Annotated in this window: 18 protein-coding genes; 12 read left to right on the forward strand and 6 right to left on the reverse strand. The window is 53.8% G+C overall.

Annotated features, from left to right (window positions below; genetic code table 11):
- Window positions 1-447: 447 nt before the first annotated feature.
- Window positions 448-1,785 carry a Gfo/Idh/MocA family protein gene (locus tag ABX962_RS08135; protein WP_372718305.1) on the reverse strand — a complete coding sequence of 446 codons (1,338 nt, stop codon included), beginning with the start codon at window positions 1,783-1,785 and terminating at the stop codon, window positions 448-450.
- 533 nt (window positions 1,786-2,318) lie between these two features.
- Here ABX962_RS08135 and ABX962_RS08140 point away from each other — a divergent pair.
- Both ABX962_RS08140 and ABX962_RS08145 read left to right on the forward strand, forming a co-directional pair.
- Window positions 2,319-3,788: a hypothetical protein gene (locus ABX962_RS08140; protein ID WP_372718307.1), complete on the forward strand. Its 1,470-nt coding sequence runs from the start codon at window positions 2,319-2,321 to the stop codon at window positions 3,786-3,788.
- 128 nt (window positions 3,789-3,916) lie between these two features.
- Window positions 3,917-5,431 carry a sulfatase gene (locus ABX962_RS08145; protein WP_372718308.1) on the forward strand — a complete coding sequence of 505 codons (1,515 nt, stop codon included), beginning with the start codon at window positions 3,917-3,919 and terminating at the stop codon, window positions 5,429-5,431.
- A gap of 45 nt (window positions 5,432-5,476) precedes the next feature.
- Here the strand turns inward: ABX962_RS08145 and ABX962_RS08150 are convergent, their stop codons facing one another.
- Both ABX962_RS08150 and ABX962_RS08155 read right to left on the reverse strand, forming a co-directional pair.
- Window positions 5,477-5,722 (reverse strand): hypothetical protein, encoded by a 246-nt coding sequence (locus ABX962_RS08150; protein WP_372718311.1) that lies wholly within the window; start codon window positions 5,720-5,722, stop codon window positions 5,477-5,479.
- A gap of 116 nt (window positions 5,723-5,838) precedes the next feature.
- Complete coding sequence (locus tag ABX962_RS08155) at window positions 5,839-6,717, reverse strand: ATP-grasp domain-containing protein (protein WP_372718313.1); 879 nt, start codon at window positions 6,715-6,717, stop codon at window positions 5,839-5,841.
- A gap of 419 nt (window positions 6,718-7,136) precedes the next feature.
- On the opposite strand from ABX962_RS08155, the gene ABX962_RS08160 reads away from it, so the two are divergent.
- The 7 genes from ABX962_RS08160 to ABX962_RS08190 all read left to right on the forward strand — a co-directional run bounded on the left by ABX962_RS08160 (window position 7,137) and on the right by ABX962_RS08190 (window position 14,684).
- Window positions 7,137-7,277: a hypothetical protein gene (locus tag ABX962_RS08160; RefSeq protein WP_372718315.1), complete on the forward strand. Its 141-nt coding sequence runs from the start codon at window positions 7,137-7,139 to the stop codon at window positions 7,275-7,277.
- The gene (fae, locus tag ABX962_RS08165; RefSeq protein ID WP_372718317.1) at window positions 7,267-7,764 is read left to right on the forward strand and encodes a formaldehyde-activating enzyme; all 498 of its coding nucleotides are present in this window, start codon (window positions 7,267-7,269) and stop codon (window positions 7,762-7,764) included. The genes ABX962_RS08160 and fae overlap by 11 nt, the downstream gene beginning before the upstream one ends.
- A gap of 270 nt (window positions 7,765-8,034) precedes the next feature.
- On the forward strand, window positions 8,035-8,832 hold the full coding sequence (gene map / locus ABX962_RS08170) for a type I methionyl aminopeptidase (RefSeq protein WP_339946254.1): 798 nt from the start codon (window positions 8,035-8,037) through the stop codon (window positions 8,830-8,832).
- A 729-nt stretch (window positions 8,833-9,561) separates the two neighbouring features.
- Window positions 9,562-9,864 carry a hypothetical protein gene (locus ABX962_RS08175; protein WP_372718319.1) on the forward strand — a complete coding sequence of 101 codons (303 nt, stop codon included), beginning with the start codon at window positions 9,562-9,564 and terminating at the stop codon, window positions 9,862-9,864.
- Window positions 9,865-10,338: 474 nt separating this feature from the next.
- Complete coding sequence (locus tag ABX962_RS08180; protein ID WP_372718321.1) at window positions 10,339-11,973, forward strand: arylsulfatase; 1,635 nt, start codon at window positions 10,339-10,341, stop codon at window positions 11,971-11,973.
- 83 nt (window positions 11,974-12,056) lie between these two features.
- The gene (locus tag ABX962_RS08185; RefSeq protein WP_372718323.1) at window positions 12,057-13,955 is read left to right on the forward strand and encodes a Xaa-Pro dipeptidyl-peptidase; all 1,899 of its coding nucleotides are present in this window, start codon (window positions 12,057-12,059) and stop codon (window positions 13,953-13,955) included.
- 39 nt (window positions 13,956-13,994) lie between these two features.
- On the forward strand, window positions 13,995-14,684 hold the full coding sequence (locus ABX962_RS08190; protein ID WP_372718325.1) for a DNA alkylation repair protein: 690 nt from the start codon (window positions 13,995-13,997) through the stop codon (window positions 14,682-14,684).
- 242 nt (window positions 14,685-14,926) lie between these two features.
- On the opposite strand, the gene ABX962_RS08195 is transcribed toward ABX962_RS08190, so the two are convergent.
- Window positions 14,927-15,775 carry a hypothetical protein gene (locus ABX962_RS08195; protein WP_372718327.1) on the reverse strand — a complete coding sequence of 283 codons (849 nt, stop codon included), beginning with the start codon at window positions 15,773-15,775 and terminating at the stop codon, window positions 14,927-14,929.
- 446 nt (window positions 15,776-16,221) lie between these two features.
- On the opposite strand from ABX962_RS08195, the gene ABX962_RS08200 reads away from it, so the two are divergent.
- Both ABX962_RS08200 and ABX962_RS08205 read left to right on the forward strand, forming a co-directional pair.
- Complete coding sequence (locus ABX962_RS08200; protein ID WP_372718329.1) at window positions 16,222-16,833, forward strand: peptidylprolyl isomerase; 612 nt, start codon at window positions 16,222-16,224, stop codon at window positions 16,831-16,833.
- 339 nt (window positions 16,834-17,172) lie between these two features.
- A complete protein-coding gene (locus ABX962_RS08205) occupies window positions 17,173-17,829 on the forward strand; it encodes a hypothetical protein (RefSeq protein WP_372718331.1) in 657 nt (218 codons plus the stop codon).
- Window positions 17,830-17,857: 28 nt separating this feature from the next.
- On the opposite strand, the gene ABX962_RS08210 is transcribed toward ABX962_RS08205, so the two are convergent.
- Window positions 17,858-18,682, reverse strand: a complete 825-nt coding sequence (locus ABX962_RS08210) for a ParA family protein (RefSeq protein WP_372718333.1) — start codon at window positions 18,680-18,682, stop codon at window positions 17,858-17,860.
- 194 nt (window positions 18,683-18,876) lie between these two features.
- Window positions 18,877-19,137, reverse strand: coding sequence for a hypothetical protein (locus tag ABX962_RS08215; protein ID WP_339946263.1), 261 nt, complete (start codon window positions 19,135-19,137; stop codon window positions 18,877-18,879).
- A 767-nt stretch (window positions 19,138-19,904) separates the two neighbouring features.
- On the opposite strand from ABX962_RS08215, the gene ABX962_RS08220 reads away from it, so the two are divergent.
- Window positions 19,905-20,224 (forward strand): patatin-like phospholipase family protein (locus ABX962_RS08220; protein ID WP_372718335.1); only part of this gene is annotated, 320 nt, incomplete at its 3' end.

A 20,224-nucleotide genomic window follows, 5' to 3' on the forward strand; every position in this document is an offset into this window, starting at 1 on the left:
AATGTTGGGAGGGGATGTCTAGGTAGGGAACGCTCGTTGCCGCACCGCCGTAAAATCCCTAATTAGGTCAACGAAGGTTAGTGTTAGGGACGGACGATCGGACGTATAATACCCCTTATTGTAGCTTCAATGGTAGCGTGACTGCAAAGTGCTTTCAGGACCATCGGAAGACTAACTGACGGCGTCTTCCCTAGTGGACGCGGCCACGAGTGCTTTTTGGCTCCGTGAAGCTGCAGGACTCGTAGCCGCGTCCACTACCGCCCGCCATTACTTGTTCCGAACGTGCTTAACGCCAGTGGTGCCAAAGAGTGCAAATCGCCAGCTTCTTCACCTTTGTTTTTGAACGATGTCCCCCAAAAAAAACGTCACCCTGGGGGGTGACGTTCATGGAATCAGCTCCATACGGGCTGATTCGACAATTTGGTTGAGGTCGGAGTCGCAGGGAAACTAGGCGACTTCCCAGCCTTTGCGATACTCTTTCTTGATGTACTGGTCCGCTTCGGGGCAGTTGGTGGCCTTGAGTGTTTTGGCGTCCCAATCGAGTTGTTTGCCAGTGCGATAGGCAACGTTGCCAAGCAGGACCGATTCGGTCAGCGCCCCCGAGTAATCAAAATTGCAGAGCGTCGGCGAACCGTCTTTGCAGGCCTTGATCCATTCGGCGTGATGGCCGATCGAATCAGGAATCGTTTTCGGCGGCGGAGTGAAGTCCGAGAACTTGTCTTGCGGGAACAACTTGTAATTCGAGTAGTTAGCGTACATGTGGCCGTTACTGCCCACAAACATCACGCCACTACCAGGAACGCGTTCGCCCGCAACTTCCTTCGGCGTCAGATTGCCGTCGTACCAAGTCAAGTCAACGCCGGGCATATCGCCTCGGGCAGGAAACTTGTACTTGACCTTCAAACCCAGCGGGCAGGTTTCCGGATGAACCTCAGGCCCTTCGGCTTCACACGAAGTTGGGTGGCGCAAATTCAGTGCCCAGAATGGCAAATCCATGTAGTGACAACCCATGTCACCAAGAGTGCCTTGTCCAAAATCCCACCAACGACGCCATTGGGCGGGGTGGTAACGACCCGCAGCGTAAGGACGCTCGGGAGCCCCTCCAAGCCAAAGATCCCAGTCTAGGTTTTCAGGAGGCATTTGTCCGGCTTCGGGACGTTCACCGCCGCCCCATCCTTTACCGACCCAAACGTGGACTTCTTTGATGTCGCCCAGCACGCCGGCTTGAACGATTTCAACGACGCGGCGGTAGTTCGGTTCGGCATGGATTTGCGTTCCCATCTGAGTGGCCACACCTTTGGCCTTGGCCGCTTCGGCGATCACACGAGCTTCGTGAATGGTGTGCGTCAAAGGTTTTTCGCAATAGCAATGAAGCCCAGCGTTGATTGCACTTAGTGACGCAGGTGCATGATGATGGTCGGTCGTGCCAATCACGATCCCGTCCGCCTTGTCCGCTTCATTTGCGATCATTTCGCGGTAATCGGCATACAGTTTGGCATCTTTGAAACTCGATGCGGCACGGTCCAGATAGTTCTTGTCGACATCACACAAACCGACAATGTCTTGACTTTTAACGCCATCAATGTCAGCAGCAGCGCGGTTCGCGGTCCCCACGCACAGCAGTTTCAGTTTGCTGTTGGCCGAGGTTGATTCCGCTGCGGGCAATTCGCTGAAGACGCCCGCTGCCAAAATCCCGGCACTGGTCGTTTGCAGAAAGCGACGCCGGTTCGCGGTCGCGTTGGGCGACGGTTTTCGAAGCGCAGGAGTGTTAGCCGGTTTCTTCATTTCAAAAAATCCTAAATGGTGGTGGGCTGAAATGGTGGGACGATGGAAGCTGGACATTCAAGCAAGATACTTAATGCGTATCTCCAATTCCACACTATTGTATCGCCAAACTCGATCGCAATGTTGGTTCACAAAAGAATGGAACATCGTCGGAAACAGCCAATTCGACTCAGTGCGTTTCCCCACACCCCCGATCTCGACGATGCAACAGTCGACAAGTCAATAGACTTCCCGATCTCGTGCCCTTTCGGGGATGGCTAAGGGAGTGAAACTTCCTCTCCGCAGACCAGCGAGGGCGAACGATCGCATCTTAGCAGCAGCAAGCCCCAATACCACCTCCGCACGCGTGCTTCGGTGACTAGAACCGAACGCCCCGCTGGCAGAATTATCTCCTTGGAACCGGGCTGGATTTTACTTGCGCTACTGTCCACAGCCGCCACCCCCCTCTGTTTGTAGATTAGCGATCCTCCTTCGGGTACGATTTGGAAGAAAGACCTCAATTCTCTGCTCTCGCAATGTTGTGATCATTGGCTATGAAACATCCGCTACCTCGTCTTCGCATCTCATTTGCCTTGATCGCCGCAGTTTCCTTCTCGCTGCCTGGGTTCGCCCAAGACATCCCTGGGAAACCGGCGACAGAAATCTCGTCGGATTCTCAGAAAAAAGAGACGCCGCTTGAATACACCGCATCGGAATCCCCCCTGTTCTACAAAATCCAAATCAAAGCAGATTATGGTGCCCAGTCGGCGAAGACAAACTTGGAGGGATTATTGGTCTACGAACTTAACAGGGGCGATGACGGAGCGGTGTCCATCCGCTGCGAATGCCAATGGAAACGCAATTCCGCCTACCGTGGGTCGCACAGTGAACGCGTTTTCCGTCTCTCATCGCTGTTGCCTGCCGGCCGAATTGCCGCCTGCGAAATCGACAACCGGGGAAAGCCGATCAACGTCTCGCGGCCTGCATGGATCCTCGGACTGCCGATTGATCTCGGACGAATTGCATTTCCGCAACTAAGCGAAAACGAAGCGTGGGAAGTGACCGAACCTGTCTCGCTGGTCCAGAGCGCCCACATCTACAACCATCTTCAGTTGATAGCGGTGTCTCCTGAGATTAAGGATCCCTTTCGAAGCAATCGTAATCGACCGCAACAGGACGAATCGCCCGAGAAGGTTGCACTCGCGCAAATGAAACGGCAATGGATCGACAAGGACGCTCTGCTACCAACGTTCCGAGAATCTTATTCGATCGACGGCAGTGGGCTGAACCCTGAAATCCAAGTCACAGGAGACCGTGAAGTTGTGTTCTCGCGTGAGCGTGGATCGGTCGACGAAATCAAGTTTTCACTTCGCATTGTTTGGAAGGAACCCAACCACGAGATTACCGTGCCCTGCTCGCTCGAGTTGCAACGATTACCCGACGACGAAATCCTCGCGTACAAGCAAGCGAAAGAGAAAGCGGCGTTGGAACAGCAGAAACGACTCGCGGAACACGCCGCGATGCAGAGGACGGTGCCCGACGTCACCGAACGAGCCCGCGTAATCACAACACTGAAAACTGCAAACAAAGAGGTCTTTGATCTGATGGTCAGCAAACTGAATGGTGAGAAGGTTGCGGACGATCCCGAGATGGCCCGCGTACTGTACGATCAATTCTTTGAGCGAGAACGCTTGCCGTACCACACAGTCAGCGTCATCACGAACCTCGATCCCACGCTAGAAAAGGCGGCGACGATCGCGGCGAAATATGCGGCCTCGTACAGTTCGTTTGATATCAGCTTGACGGGCGATTTGATTGACGAAGAGACGCCACTACAGAAAAAACAGATCGTTTGCTTTCCTGACAACAGCCGCTTCAAGCCAGCACGCTTTTACGGCGCCGTCGAAGATGTGTTGGTGCTGGAAACACGTGATCGCGAACCCAAACTGATCGCGGTCAAACGGGCGGTGTGTCGGCTGCCGGCCCCCGCAATGATCGATCCCAACGCCGCGTCAAACGAGTAATCGCTAGACGGGTTCCCAGGCTCCTGCCAGAGGAACGAGGATTTTTTACTGGCGATTGGCAAAAAGTGTCCAATGGTTCTCCATTTCCAACACTGGAATCTCATCTACGTTTCCCAAGGACTACGGTTATGCTTGCTCTTCTCCGACTGAGTGTGTTCGTCACAGTAGCCTGGTGCTTGTCCATGCCTGGGCTCGTTGCTGCAGATGCCGCGCGGCCAAACATTCTGATCGTGACGGTGGACGACATGAGCGCCGATTCGCTCGGCGTGTTCGGCTGCAACATGCCCGACACATCGCCCAGCATTGATGCGTTCGCCAAAACGGCGTTGCGGTTCGAGCATGCCCATGTGTTGGTAGGCAATTGCATGCCCGGCCGAAACATCATGTGGTCGGGACTTTATTCTCACGTCAATGGCGTCGAAGGATTCCGGCAGAACAAGTCGCCCAGTTATCCAGTATTGTGCGATTTGGCAAAGGCAGCCGGTTACTTTGCCGGCATCCGTGGCAAAGTCACTCACTCGACTCCGTACACCCCTTACGCCTGGGACGCGGTGCTTGACACCGACGCCCACGGTCAAAAATATCACATCAAAGATGTGGCAAGCTACGGCCAATCGACTGCCGATGGAATCCGCATGGCAGAGCAAGCGAATAAACCGTTTTGCTTGATGGTCAACATTTCGGATCCGCACAAGCCCTTTTACTCGGGTCGACGTGATCCACATCAACCGTCGCGAACGTTCTCTGCGGACGAGGTTCCGATCCCTGGATTTCTGTTTGAGGATCCGGTGGTGCGAGAAGAACTCGCCAGCTATTACGCGTCCGTCCGTCGTGCCGATGATTGTTTTCGCGAGATCATGTCGGCGCTAGACGACTCAGGCAAAGCCGACACGACGTTGGTGATGTTTTTGTCTGACCATGGCATGCCGCTGCCCTTTGCTAAAACGCAGCTCTATTACCACAGCACGCACACGCCGCTGATGGTCCGCTGGCCCAATGTCACTTCTGCCAATTCGATTGATGCGAGTCACATGGTTTCGGCAATCGATTTCTTGCCGACGATTTTGGAGGTGATGCAGCACGAACATCCTACGCCTGACATTTTGCACGGTCGTTCGTTTGCGCCGCTGTTGCGTGGCGAAACACAAACGAATCGCGACTTTGTCATTTTACAGTACAACGAAAACGCCGGAGGGAACCGCCATCCGATGCGAGGCATCCAGACTCGCGAGCACCTGTACTTGTTCAATCCCTGGAGCGACGGCAAGCGAAAATTTGCCACTGCAACCACGGGCACGGCAACGTATCGCCAAATGGTCAAACGAGCTAACAAGGAATCTGTCATCTCAGCCCGCCTGGACTTGTTCGACCATCGAGTGCCCGAAGAACTGTACGATGTGCAAAACGATCCTGATTGCTTGATCAATTTGATCGACAGCCCCAAAACGCAAGAAACCGTGCTGTCATTGCGAAACCAATTGACTTCGGCACTTGAAACGATGGATGATCCGGTTGCGGTGGTATTACAATCTCACGCCGACGTTTCCATTCGCGATGCGTTTATGGCGCAGGAAGACAAGCTGACAAATCAATCGCGAAGCAAGCGAAAAACGCCTAGAGCCAAACCTTCAAAACAGAAATAAGTGAACCGAATTTTGTTGCAATGATTCTCCTTCGGCTCAAGCCACTCATGGATCATCGGTTCGCTCGAGTGCCGCTCCGCAGTGAGGACAAAACGCGTTTGGAGCTTGGATGGCAAGATTACAACTTGGACAATCCAGCGATGGTCGTGAATACGTCGGTGGCGTAGTTTCGTTAATTTTTTTGATGTAGAGCACGATCCCAATGACAAGCACGAGCGGCAGCACCAGCACGCCAAAGATCAGCATAATGATGACGATTTCTGCAACGCCGGGCATTCCAAACGAAAACATAAGAAGGTTTCTCGCAGCACGAGTCGGGCCAGTTCACTGGCGTCGGTTTTACGATGGTGGATCGGAATTTGCCCGCTAAAACAATCTCTGAATCGACCTGCCTTGGTATCGGCAATTCAGCGAATGGACCTCTGTGCAAGACGAACGCTATTCCTCAGCCGCATTTCCGAGGTCCCTTGGCCAAGCGATTGGGTTGCACCAATCAAACTGCACAGCGGATGCCCCTTGGTGATCGGCGCGCCGTGGTGAGGGAGATCATAACATGTAATGCCGCCCATTTCCGCTTGCGAGAGTGCATCCCGATCCAACGTTCCCGTTTTCCGTGCAAAGACAACTTTCTTTACGAAGGGGTTTGCGACCTCGTTGTTTTGCGAAAGCCGTCTTTTGAGCTCGCCAAGCGAAGTTGCGTTACATTCGCGATAGATCTTGGGAAATTGGAAGTTGCATGCCGATCCGATCAACGATTCATGCGGCCGAAGTATGCTGCGACAGATCAGGTCTCGTTCGATCAATTCGCTCGACGCGGTCCAGCGAGGGTTAATTTCGAGCAACCATAGATTTTTGTAAGCGTCGACGATCACATCGATGCCAAACAATCCCCTCAGTGCTGTCATCGCAACAAGCGTCTCACCAAGCCGGCCGAGCGTTTCGGTTTGCTGCCTCGTCAGCGATACAGGCCCCAAGGACCCGCCGTACACGAACGGAAACGGATGCTTTCTAGTGTGCAGTGAACGGCAAACTCCGAGCATCACCGATTCGTTTCCGTCACTCAGGTAAGACGCACCGTACCGCTTGCCCGCGATCCATTGCTGATAAAAGGTCGAGTTGGAGTGCTTTCGCTGCGGTTGGGACGGTTGATCAGAGACCCAGCGGACGTGGAGGCCACCGCTGCTCGAAAAATCTTTGCACAGCCAGCGTTTCCCGGCGGACGTGAATCGCTCGCGAACATGTCGTCCAGTCGCGTCGTCCGATGACAGCGTGGGTGGAAATTTCATACCAACCGCCGAGGCCAAACGATCCAAGAAGCGAGGATCTTGTTGCCTCGAGTCTGCAGAAGACTGAAGGACAGATGATTGCAAGACCGAGGAGAGGGTGGCGGGCGGTGAACAAACGTCCCTGGACAAACCACCAACAAACAACAGTAACGAATTTGCGACGGAGGGCACAGCATCACGACGAGGCTGTGGGGCAAGAAAGTCGGGCTCTTCCTGCGGCGAAATCAGCACAAATTGATCACAGGCGGCTCGGCAATCGCTATCCCCGAATAAATCAAACCCGATGACACTTAAACCGGCACGCTTCGCCGATTGTGCAGCCGCTCGCACGCTAGCCCCGACAAGCGTTACGGTCGGTCGCGAGCTGCAATTTTTCAAGGGTGTCGTTCCACGCGAGTGAATGGGGGGAGTGGCCCGAAATGAATGAATCTGGTACCGTTCCCGTTGCTTCGGATGCCCGTGCCGAATTGACGCCGGTGCCCGAAACCATCAAATACAACACATTGTGTCCTTCCTCAACCCTACAACTTCCCAGCGGAGTCCCCATCCATGCAGTTTAACATTGGTGAAGCTTTAGTCGGCGATGGCAACGAAATCGCACACATCGACTTGATGATCGGCAGCAAAAACGGTCCTGTGGGAACCGCGTTTGCCAACGCATTGTCCAACCAGAGCGAAGGTCACACGAACCTGCTTGCCGTTCTTGAGCCTAACGTCGCCGTCAAACCCTCGACCGTGATGATCACCAAAGTGACAATCAAGGGGATGAAACAAGCGGTACAAATGTTCGGCCCTGCACAAGCCGCTGTTGCCAAAGCCGTTGCGGATGCCGTGGGCGAAGGCATCATTCCTAAGGATCAAGCCGAAGAACTCGTTTGCGTTTGCGGTGTATTCATCCACCCTCACGCCGAAGACGACGAAAAGATCTACAACTACAACTACGAAGCGACCAAGGAAGCGCTGATCGCAGCCATGGGCGGAAAGCCGACGGTCGATGAAATGCTCGCGAAAAAAGACTCCGCAGCCCACCCTTTCAAAGGCTTCTAGGCCTTGTCCAAAAAAACAGGGACACAACGAGGCCTTTTCAGCCATTGAAAGCCCTTTCACGAACACCAAGACTTCTCGGTTCCCCATGAATCGAGGAGTTTTTTTTGGTTTGCTCCTTTTGCCGCAACCCGTTTTTGACGCTTGGGAACGCCATTGCAGTTTGGTATGATCGTTGAAGGGCATCGTAACCAACGGCAGGATCACGCAGCCCCCCCTCACCCCTCTTTTTCAACTTGTGCAGCGACAAGTCCAATATTCGAGAATAGTGTAATGCTTAAACAGCAAAAAAAATTGATCCTGGACGAGGCCCAGCGAGAATCAATGCGACGCGCCGGTCGAGTTAACGCCCGCCTGATGGACTTCATCCGTCCTCACGTCGTCGCAGGGGTGACAACGCAAAGCATCGATGATCTTGTTGCCCAGTGGACGCGAGATCATGGACATGTTCCCGCGACACTCGGGTATCAAAACTATCCCAAGAGTTGCTGTGTGAGTGTCAACGAGGTGATCTGCCACGGAATCCCGGGCCCCTACGAATTGCAACCAGGCGACATCGTGAATGTCGATATCACCACGATCGTCGACGGATGGCACGGCGACCAAAGCGAAACGTTCTTGATTGATGAAGTCAGTGAAGAACGCCGCGCGGTGACCCAGTGTGCGTTTGATTGCCTTTACCTGGCGATCGAAGCGCTGACCCCTGGTTGCCGCGTTAGCGAGATTGGCGAGACGATTGTGCCCGAGGCGCATCAGCGTGGATTTACCGTCGTGCGAGAATATGTGGGGCACGGTCTCGGTCGCCAATTCCACCTTGATCCCTCGATCCCCCATTACCCGAATCGCGAAAGCCGTAGCGATCGCTTGTTTCCCGGCATGTGCTTTACCGTCGAACCGATGATCAATGCCGGAACTCGCTACACCCGCTGCGACAAACAGGACGGCTGGACCGTGCGAACCAAAGACGGACTGCCGTCCGCCCAGTTTGAACACACGCTGCTAATGACCGAAGAGGGCCCCGAAATCCTGACGTTGACCGAAAATGGTCCCCGTCGCGGTCATCAGTTCTAGTCAAGCACTCGCGGCGGTTACCATGCCCGCCACCACCACGCCAGGATCTAACCTGGACTGCTAAAACTTTGGTGTTGTCGTGATTTTGGGTTGCGCTGGTTTTCTGCCACCCCTCCACCAACTTCGTCGGTGGAGAGGTGACTGCACTATAGGCCGAAAAAAATCACCCTCAATATCCGACGTCATCCCCCCAAAGTCTCAACAGCCTAGCCCCTCCATTCGCCCCTCTCTTTACGGGCGAAGCACTGCCCCCCTGCTGTCAACGCAATGGTGTCAGCTTTTTGCAACCGAGACGCTCGCTCCGATGCGTTCTAGCGTTACCACTCGCACGCTAAAGGGGGGTGGTTGAAGCACTCGGCGCAGCAACCCCCAGAGCGGAATGATTGCTGCCGGTGACGTGACAAATGCTGCGTAAAAGGCGAGCGTTTCTGCCTTTTTTCTCAGCAAAGATTTAGCGTACTGCGCAGCGGGCAAGGGGCGTGCAACCTTAACTTGCACCGAAGGAGACTTCAAACGCCCAAGCGTAAACGACATGTTCCATTGGTGTGTCAGTTGCTATTAGCTCCTCTTTGTCGCGTGGGTGGTGGCCGACGGATTTCACCTGACACCCCCACTCGGTTGGCGACATCTTTATGGACGTTGCCAACACGACCAGCCGATGCGAACAACATCAAATCGTGTTGGAAAACCTCGACGCTCGATCAACGAATACAGATAAGAGAGACCAACATGGTAATGAATACAAGCACGAAGGCAGACGCAGCCACATTACCGATCGATAAAATCGAAGAACTAAGCTGGAAGATGCTCGACAACAATATTTCCGATGCGGATCTGCAACGACTTGAGCACCTGTTGCAAAACGATGCCGATTGTCGGCAACGCTATCTGGACTGCGTGAAACTACACGGCGAACTCAATGCCTTTTTTAACTCCGCTCCTCAAGCGCCAGAAGCGAGTCGGCGTGGCCCCGCACTCGGAATGCGGTCCCATGGCTCGTCGGCCTCGAACCCCACCAGTCTCCAGCGATAGCCATTGCACACGAAGCATGGCTTCGCTTTTCCCGGCAATGCCAATCGATGCTTTCAACAGGCTTGAACTCTCGTCTACAGGGGGGGGACGGCGGTTGTGTTGATTCCCTCGAAGTTTGAGAGCGAGTTTGCTTTCCATTCGTACTGATCAATTAGCCCTACTCAATCAATTAGCCCTACTCAATCGAGTCACTCCGCCTGAGCACGCCGGCAAGCCAATGCATGCTCGCGAGTCCATTTAATGCCCGACGACGCTCGGATGACGCCAAGCCGAACGACCGCATTCGTTGATGCTTAAAATCTGACAATCAAGCACTCTGAAGGAAGCACTGATCAACAAATTTTGCCACGACTTTTCCGTTCGATGCGGATGCTTTGTACATCTCGCCCATTCGTTACTTATACTGCGATTGCTGTAAAAACATCTCGCCGGCCCAGCCTGCCATCGCGTCCACGCTATCGCAAAAGATTCCCCATGATTCGATTGTTCCATCCCCCCCCTTCATTTTCGCCGCCCCACATTGAATGCAGTGACAACGCCCCAGAGGGGCGTTCAGCAGCGTGCCAACTCGGCAACGTGATGCTGTTTCTGATCGTTTTCACAACCGTAGTTCAGCTTGCCGGCAGTGATGCCCATGGGGCGGATCCTCATGATCGACCGAACATCGTCTTCATCTTGGCGGACGACTTGGGCTATGGGGAACTTGGGTGTTACGGACAACAAAAAATCCGTACTCCCAACATCGATCGACTTGCCAGCCAAGGAATGCGTTTTACCCAGCACTATACGGGTGCCCCCGTATGTGCGCCGGCACGTTGCGTGCTGATGACGGGACAAAATTTGTCACACGCCCAAATCCGTGGGAATCGCGATTCAGGTAATGGACGCATCTACCCAGGCCAATGGCCGATCACCGATGACGCCGTCACGATTGCCGAGGTTTTAAAAGACGCAGGATATGTCACCGGAGCATTTGGGAAATGGGGTTTGGGGCCTTCGAACACCTCTGGCTCGCCGATCAAGCAAGGGTTTGATCGCTACTTTGGATACAATTGCCAGCGCAACGCTCATAGCTATTACCCTCCGTTTTTGGACAGCGACGAACGCGAAGTCCAAATCAATCCCTACCCGATTCCCGGGCACGACCGCAAACCAGATGGCGAGGTGAAAGCGGACGACTACCGCGCGAAGAACTATGCTCCGGATTTAATCCTTGCCGAAGCGACCAAGTTCATCGACACGCACAAAAACAAACCATTCTTTCTGTACTTGCCGTTTGTGGAACCTCATGTTGCGATGCAGCCTCCGCAACAATGGTTGGACCAGTACCCGGAATCTTGGGACCAAAAGAACGGGCCCTACCGGGGTGAAAACGGATACTTGCCACATCCTCGGCCACGTGCAGCTTATGCCGCCATGATTTCAGATCTTGATGAACACGTTGGCACGATTCTGCAGCGTTTGGAGGATCATGGCCTAAGCGAAAATACGCTGATCGTTTTCACGTCGGACAATGGACCGACACACGGTGGCCGCGATCCTCGCTTTCATATAGGCGGTGCCGCCTGCACGTTCTTTAACTCGGCTGGTGGGCTGCGGGGTTTTAAAGGCAGCTGTTACGAAGGCGGAATCCGCGTTCCCTGTATCGTGAAATGGCCAGGCCACGTCAAAGAAAACAGCGTCTCGGAGTTGCCGTCCTACTTTCCCGATTGGTTCGTCACACTCAGCAGGGTCGCTAAAGTGGATCTGCAAAACAATGCCTCCACCACTCCTATTGCGTTGGATGGGATTGACCTGCTGCCAGAATTGAAATCCACGTCGACGCCAAAGCGAGACAGTCCGATGATCTGGGATTTCCACAACTACGGTGGCATCGTGGCCATACGCGATGGCAAATGGAAAGCGGTTCGACGCGATCTATTGAAAAAGAAACCCGGCGACTGGGAACTTTACGACTTGGACACCGATCGTGGCGAACAGCGAGACGTCGCAGCCCAGCATCCCAAGATCGTCAAGCGACTCGAAACCACCTATTTAAATACACGATCCATTGAACCCGACTTCGCACTTCCAATCTATGACAAGCTAACTCGTCAAAATGCGAACTGATCTCGGACCGACGGGATTTCACCCGCATTTCATTGTTCACTGCCCCTCACTCTTCCTACTGAATTCGCAAGACAAAGAACACCATGACAACGCGTTTATCGAGATCGCTAGCGATCGTTGCCGTATTGAATGTGGTCACCGCCGTGACGATCGATGGAAAAGAGGCCAAGCATGCCGTCCCGGTATTCAAGGACGGCGAGGCCCAAATTGTTGAGGAGTTTAAGGATTCGGATTTTTGGATTCGACACGATCTGTGGGTGGAAACCGAATTTGATTCCGATGGCGATGGCAAACTCGATCGCATGCATGTGGATGTCACGCGGCCAAGACAGACCGACACGGAAGGCTTGAAATTGCCAGTAGTCTATGGTTCCAGTCCTTACTATTGTGGCGTCGGTGATTCTGACGAACAGTACTTCTGGAACACGCGGCATGAACTCGGCGAGGTGCCGCCGCCACGCAAACATATGCCTGAGATCGAATTGAAGATCCAGCGACCGATTATCTCAAAGAGACATGTCGAAGATTGGCTGCCTCGTGGCTACATCGTCGTCCATTCTTCGTCGCCAGGCACGGGGCTCTCCGAAGGTTGTCCAACGATCGGAGGAGACAACGAGTCGCTCGCGCCCAAGGCAGTGATCGATTGGTTGTGCGGTCGTGGTAAGGGGTATACGTCGATTGATGGCGACGAACCCGTGACGGCGTACTGGAGCACAGGCAAAGTAGGAATGACGGGAACATCGTATAACGGCACGATTCCTCTAGCGGCCGCAACCACCGGTGTCGAAGGACTCGAAGCGATCATCCCGGTTGCCCCCAACACCTCGTACTATCACTACTACCGATCCAATGGCTTGGTACGTCATCCGGGCGGTTACCTCGGCGAAGACGTCGACTACTTGTACGACTTTATCCACAGCGGAAATGCGGCACGACGCGAGTATTGTGATTGCGAGGTTCGTGACAAAGAAATGGCAGAGGGAATGGATCGCGTCAGCGGAGATTACAACGACTTCTGGGCAAAACGTGACTACATCCATGACCTCGGTCCGATGAAAGCGGCGCTGTTGATGTCGCACGGATTCAACGACTGGAACGTCGTGCCGGAACACAGCAATCGAATCTACCAAGCTGTCAAAGCGAAAGGGGTTCCGGTTCAGACCTACTATCACCAAGACGGACACGGTGGGCCTCCGCCAATGAAATTGATGAATCGATGGTTCACTCGGTATCTACACGGAGTCGAGAACGACGTCGAAAAGGATCCGCGAGCTTGGATCGTGCGAGAGGATGCCAAACAAGATAATCCAACTTCGTACGAGGACTATCCCAATCCCGCAGCGTCACCGGTAACGTTGCGGCTGACCGCGGGAGCCCCCGAGCGCGGCACGCTCGCCCTTGATTCAAAATCGGGTCAAGGAACCGAGAAGCTGGTGGATAACTTTTCATTTAGCGGGGAATCACTTGCTCAAGCCGAGTGGACCGAGCATCGACTGATCTATGTCTCCGAAACGCTTACTGAGTCACTGCATATATCAGGGACACCAAAGATCGAATTGAAATTGGCCAGCAGCAAGCCGTTTGCGAATCTGTCGGTTTGGCTTGTCTCGCTGCCATGGAACAACGACAAGAAGGCAAAGATCACCGACAACATCATCACCCGTGGCTGGGCGGATCCTCAAAATCAGCATTCGATTCGCGAGAGTGAGCCACTTGAACCAGGCAAGTTTTATGATGTGAAATTTGATCTGCAGCCAGACGATCAAATCATTGCGAAGGGCCAGCAGATAGGGCTGATGATTTTCTCGAGTGATCGCAACGTGACACTATGGCCGACACCTGGTACCGAGTTGACCATCGATCTCGATGCGACGAAGTTGAGTCTGCCGGTGGTGGGCGGAATCGAAGCGTTTAAAAAGTCGACTGAGAAGAAATCCGGGAATGCAGATGCGGAGACTGCGGCAAAACCGGCGCATCCATGATCCTGGTTTTGTGAGTCTTCTCGCAAGTGGCGGCAAAGCATGAACACAACGCTTAAAGATGTGATGGCGGATCTTGAGTCGTTGGGCACTGCTCAGACGCGAAAGACTTACTTGCGCCACGGAGCTTCCGAACCGCTGTATGGGGTTAAGTTCGGCGATTTACGTCCACTGCAGAAGCGGCATCGTGGAGATCAAGAGCTAGCCGAATTGTTGATGGACACGGGCAATAGCGACGCCATGACACTGGCGTTGCTGATCGCGGATCCGACGCAAGTTAAATCTCGCCAAATCGACGCGTGGCTAAAGCCGCTGCAGTATTCTTTGCTGGTTGGGATGGTTGCGGATTTAGCTTCACGCACTTCTTGTGCAGAAGCGAAGTGGAAGAAGTGGTCCAAAAGTTCTCAGGAGCGAAATTTGGCGGCAGGCTACACGTTACTTGCGAGTTGGTTAGTGCACGACGCTGCCAATGTGCCCGACGAGATTGCTGACGCGGCGCTGGATCGAATTGAGTCGACGATCCATGACGCACCCAACCAAGCAAGGCACGCAATGAATCAAGCCCTGATTTCAGTCGGGATTTATTTGCCTGCCTATCACGACCGAGCGATGAGTGTTGCCAAAGCGATCGGCAAGGTATCAGTGGATCACGGCGAAACGAGTTGCAAGACGCCGGATGCCGCAGCGTACATCGAGCGAGCACTGAAGCACGGGCGGCGAAAAGGCACTTAGTTGGGGCGGCACTTAGTTGGGGCCACCCAACTATTAAGTCAGCGGTCACCGAATATTTCGCAAAGGACTAAGATATTTATCAGTTCCAATCAGCTTGCCATACGATGCGAGCACGCCATTGAGCCCAGCGGCAAGCATTAACGGCATTGATCGACCTCATTTCAGTCGTGATACCCATTGTCAGCGCAGCAGTTAGCACAAGCGATGTCTCGTTCTAAAAATCAATGCATCAGCGATCGGCATCAGCAGCTTACAAGAGGGTTACCCGGAGCACACATCCACTTGTTGCCGCGACGGGTCGCCTCTTCAGCCAAATGTTCTGCCGTGCCAGCAGCCCGATGGTAAAGGCGTCCGAAGCGTTTGACGAGATCACACCATGCGGGTGGATCTAAGCCAATGCGACTGAGAATCGAAGCGAGATGAGTTGGAATCGAACCCGCTCTGCCGGCTCGAATTTCGCGTCCGGTCCAATCGAGTAGCTGTAAGTAATCGAGCATTGAAATACTCAAAAAACCCTTACGACTCGCTCGACGGCCGCTCGTTTCAGGATCGGGTCCGATCGCATCATGACGCTCATCAATTTCGATCGGGCTCATCCAACCACTCTTTCTACGACTGCGACTTCGTTCCCAATCATGGGTCGATGGACGACTGCGATCTCCACGACAGCTCAAGTCATCAATGCGGTCCTTTACACCAGTGAAATCACTTTCTTCCGGAGAATCTGCAATCGCGGCACGCACCGGGTTGAGGTCAACATAAGCAGAACACGCCAACAGAGAGGCCTCATCCAACAACAATTGGCATTTGAAACGGCCTTCCCAGAATCGCCCCGTGCAGTCATCTTCGCGGTTGGAACGACGAGCAATGTTCTCCGAAACGCATCGCATCCACCAACTAACATCACTCAGACGCTTTCGCCGCTCCGCTAAAACATCAGGCTGATTGACGATCATGTCGATTTCAGGTTTGGTCGGCTCTGCGGCGGTACCATCTTGATTCTTTCGCTTGGGGAATAGACGCAGCCAACGCCTCGCAACCTCATCGTCCGACCATGTTTTGACGATGTCCGGGCGACTTCTCAATACCATGTGTACATGATTACTTAACACGGTATACGTGAGACAATCAATTGCTAGCACAGAGGCAAGGAACTCCAGGCGATTACGAATCCACTCGCGCCGGTGCTCGAACGATTTCCCCGTGAAGACGTCCTCGCCACATAAGTATGCCCGGCGTACGCAACGCTGGACCGTGTGGAGGACCTGTATTTCAGCCGGATCGATCACCTTTCTGCGAGCTAAGCGGGACATCGCCAATCCTCCTCGGGGGTAGGAACAAAACTACCCCGATTCTATCGTGTTTGCCGACTCGCAGCGAGAAAAAAATGGGTGGCCCCAATTGAGGAATGCAAGCAATCGCGGGAAGATTCCGACCGTTTGCGAGCTCCGGACTTTACGCGAACGTGCTGGGTCGCTTAAATCGTAGCTGTAGCTTCAATATCAACTCAACTTACGCAAATAAGGATTGGAAACGAATGGTTTCTCGACTGGCTTTGATGATGGCGTTGCCCGCTTTGGTTCTTGGCACCAGCACAGCGGTTCGTGCACAAGCTCCCGCCAAAGCGACCTACGTGAAGGTCGATACGACCGAAGGCGCTTTTGTCATTGAATTGGATGCGGCCAAGGCCCCCAAAACCGTGGATAACTTCTTAAAGTATGTCAAAGAAGACCACTACACCAACACAATTTTTCACCGGGTCATCGATGGCTTCATGATCCAAGGGGGTGGATTCACCGCAGATATGCAGGAAAAAGAGGCACCGCGTCTGGTGCGAAACGAAGGCGGAAACGGGCTGAAAAACCTTACCTACACCGTCGCGATGGCACGCACGAGCGCACCCCATAGCGCGTCGAGCCAATTCTTTGTGAACACGGCAAACAATGACTTCTTAAACCGCGAAAACTCGCAGGATGGCTTTGGATATGCCGTCTTCGGGCGTGTCGTCGAAGGAAAAGAGGTTGTTGACCGCATCGGAAAAGCACCAACGCAAGCGAAGCCCAACCCGAAAGTTACCGGCATGCTAATGCAAGATGTTCCAACGACTCCGATTGTTATCAAAAGCATCGAAGTGGTTGAAAAGAAATAACACCGGGTTTTCCCAATCCGCAAAAACTAAATGCACTCCTGCCTCCGGTCTCCTTCCAAAGTCCGGAGGCTCTTTTTTTGCGCCGCAAGTGCCGCAAGTGCCCTGGCGCCAGGCGTCGCTCACCGTTTGACCGTCTCATCGGCGCGACACGTCGTACCGATTCGCTGCGAAAATTCCGCAAGATCGTCAAAATCCACCCATGTGACCACGGCAAATGCAAGTTCTGCGTTAACACATCGAGCGAGTCGCCGCGTTGAAGAACTAGGTTTCAAGGGACGGTTGACTCCGCGCCGAGATGGCTCTCCTACACTGCTCTTCATCCCCCGAGCTTAATCCCGAATGAAACTACCGCTCTTCATTCTCCGTGTTGCCTACACCCTTGCTCGTCGGTTCGAAATTGCCGATGCAACAAGGTTGCTACATCTTGATGCAGTCGATTTCCTCGCTCCGACTTTACCCGACGGCTACACATTGCGTTCCCCTGGTGCGGCAGAACTCTTCGAACGGATCCAAACAGGCAATGCTCCTGCCGAGATCGGCAGCCCGCGAAGCGTTTCGAGCCAGCGTCGCGTGGTCGTGGTCACCACACCTGAGAATGAGGTCGTCTCGTATCTGTGGATCGCAATCGAATCAGTCGACGCCAACGAGAATTTCTCGCGTGCCCGCCACCTGGGCACCTCGGTTGATCTGCCGCCACGTGCCGGATTTCTATTCAACGCGTGGACACATCCCGATCACCGCGGAAAGCGATTTGTCGGCTGCATGATGTCCTACATTATCGAAAATCAACTGGTTGATACGAATACACTCGTCACCACAATGGATTGGACGAACGAGAAATCCTCGCGAGCATTCAGCCATGTAGGAATGAAGCCAATTGGTACCGTCATCCGACTCGGACGCGGCCCATTGCAATTAAGTTTGCTACCCCGAGCAGCAAGCCAATTTGGCTTGAAACTCGCGTGCCAGGCTCCGGGCTACAAGTTCGCCCTCTAAGACCCTCAGACTGGGTTACAGCCACGAGCTACGCCGCAGCTTGCTCTGGCATCCGCACAAACGTGTTCTCTTGAGCGATCACTTCCTCGGCAAGCGCCCGGTAGTCAACCGCACCATTGCTTTCGGCGGAATACTCAAAAATCGACTTGCCAAAACTAGGTGCCTCGGCCAATCGAATGTTGCGGCGAATCCGAGTATCAAAGAACTTGGCACTGCGATAAAACTCGCGAGCTCCCTTGCTTGCTTCAAAAAACTCGTCAATATCGGTGCTGACTTCGGCAGCCAATCGAGTATTCGAGTCATACATGCAAAGCATCACGCCGGAAAGACGCAAGTCGCTGTTCAGTCGCCGCGAAACCACCTCAATCGTGCGAAGTAATTTGCTCAACCCGTGCAGCGCCAAGAAGTGTGGCTGCAGTGGCAAAAAGACCTCATTCACTGCGACCAATGCATTCACGGTCAATACGCCGAGACTTGGAGGGCAATCGAGGATGAAATAATCAAACGGCTCGTCATCAGCGTCGAGCTTATCACGAAGAATCATCTCGCGGCCCACCTCGCTGGCAAGCTCCAATTCGGCAGCGGCAAGATCCAAGTTTGATGGAATCACGCACAAATTTTCATTGACCCAGCAACGTGCTTGCGCGATCGTCGCTTCGCCGCACAGCACCTCGTACATACTGGCTTCGCCATCAACGGCGGTAATACCAAGGTGCAGCGAAGCGTGAGCTTGGGGGTCGAGGTCGAGCAAACAAACTCGACGACCTTGAGCCGCGAGTGCTGACGAAAGATTGACGGAGCTGGTCGTTTTGCCAACACCACCTTTTTGGTTAATCACAGCGATAGATCGCATGGTTCATCATCCTTGATGGGGCGAGTTAGCGTTAATAGGTAGCGGTTAAAGGTAATTCGCAGGCTGATTCTCGATCACGCTCGACCGCGCCCTGCGACAACGCGATCGGATGTTTCCCATTTCCGTCCCAAAACCGACCGCCGCTTACTGAACCCAAACGGCCAATTCAGCGGCACGGACCTTTGTGTGCCAAACTAGGCGGCTTCGCTCTGACGGTACTGTTGGTATGCCAATAACACATCGTACAGGTCCGCGTCGATACGAACTGTGTCGTCCGCAAAGTCAGAAAGCCATGTTCGGTTCGATTTTTCGGCATCAATCAAAAGCGGCACAATCTGCTTGAGCGAAACGTCCACCGTTTTGGGGGCGGCAACGCCACTGATGCGGTCTAATTCGCGTTCTTTGCGCTCTTCAGAATGGTGGAGTGTCAACTTTCGTTTTGCGGGTCTTGCCATGGAAGATCCATTCTCAGAAACAACGCGAAATTTCGATTCAGGCATCAGCTACATCTCGGAACGTGGATCGAAAGGACCAGTTTTCCTCTCGTGGACAACCTCAGTTTCACGCACACCGGCGAATCAACAGAGGCTCAACTTTTTGGGGCGGCGACAGCGTCAACCACGGGGCAAGCCGCCGTTACCGTTTGTCTCCTAGTCGAATCATCGACTTTGACGGTTAGGGGACTTAAGCCAAATTTAACGATTTTTTCAGCGGACTCATCTATCGCGTCTTTCACCCACACAGCCGCATTGTGAGCCATCGATCAGGAGGGGCTAAATTCGAAAATGACGATGGCCGCTTCGCAGGGAAAAACTTCCTTCGCCGGACTTATGACATAACAGGCCGGCGGTTGCCACCACAACCTCGCCGCATTCTTCTCCGCTGCCGCCTCCCCACCACCGCTCACCCAATGCCATCGACGTGGACTCTAAACGGGTGGTTTTTATAGCGGAGCGGCGCGAGCCGCCCAGTCTAATCCGAACGTTTTTGCCCGCCATTACCGGACGACTTGTGCCGCGAGCGCGACCCAAACGAGATGGCATTGACCGCTCACCGCCGGGCGATTGATATGGATTTGGCATCTGGCCCGTTGCTATGCTTCGGTGGGCTAGCAGACTCAACAAAATGCGAGTCATCTCACTGCCAATCGCGAAACGGTTTCGCAAGTTTTTCGCAATTTCCCGTTTACGTTCGTCCCGCCCTAGATCCCAAAAATGGTTTGATGAAGATCGCACTTGCATTTTCAGGAGGCGGCGTCCGTGCGACAGTGTTTCACCTTGGCGTGCTCGCTCGACTGGCGCGGCATGATTTGCTCAGCAGCGTCAAGATCATCTCCAGTGTTTCAGGCGGCTCGCTGGCCGCAGGACTTGTCTTTGCCTCGGCCGGATACCGCTGGCCCAATAGCGAAGAATACTTGCACGACATCGTGCCCAAATGCCTTTCGCTCCTGACAAAGCGAAACGTCCAGCACACCTATGTACTGAAATCGCTGCTTCGGCCTTGGCGACTCGCCTCGGGCCGAGCCTCGGTGCTTGGCGATGC

The sequence above is a fragment of the Novipirellula sp. genome (assembly GCF_041583735.1).
GTDB lineage: Bacteria > Planctomycetota > Planctomycetia > Pirellulales > Pirellulaceae > Novipirellula.